1 pseudogene is annotated in these 564 nt (G+C 33.9%); it reads left to right on the top strand.

Annotated elements, in window-relative coordinates:
* Positions 1 to 564 (top strand): annotated as a pseudogene (locus IDG60_RS27090) (bifunctional metallophosphatase/5'-nucleotidase); the annotation flags it as partial.

Below are 564 nucleotides of genomic sequence, written 5' to 3'. Positions count from 1 at the left end.
GTGGATTGAATAAAATTAGTAATAGTACGAAAAATAAAAAGGCAAGTTCGAATGAAGCTGAAAAATTAATGGAAGAACTCGGTGTTATAGATTTAATGATTACAGCTCATCAGCATCAAACAATAGTAGGTCAAGATCATGAAACGTATTATGTTCAGGCTGGTCAGGATGCCAAAGAGCTTGTACATCTTTCGATTAATTTTAAAAAGAGAACAACAACTTATGATGTTGAAAGCATTGATTCTAAAGTGATTGACTTAAATGAGTATGAAGAGGATCAAGAATTATTAGATTTAACATTCTATGATAGAAAAGCAGTGGCTTATTGGTCACAGGAAATCATAAGTGATAAAGGTTTGATGTTATCAGTGAATGGGTTACAAGATTTAGTCTGTCAAACACATCCATTTTCGCAATTATTACATGATGCAATTCAGCTTGCATTTGATAATGATATAACATGTGTCCACGTGCCTATGAACGGAGAGAAGGGGTTGAGTGGACAGATTCGAAATGAAGATTTGTATCATGCATACCCATATCCAGATAAGCCAATGGATATGA

This window comes from Staphylococcus sp. EG-SA-2 (genome assembly GCF_017152085.1).
This window is presented reverse-complemented; position numbering and strand designations above follow the sequence as displayed.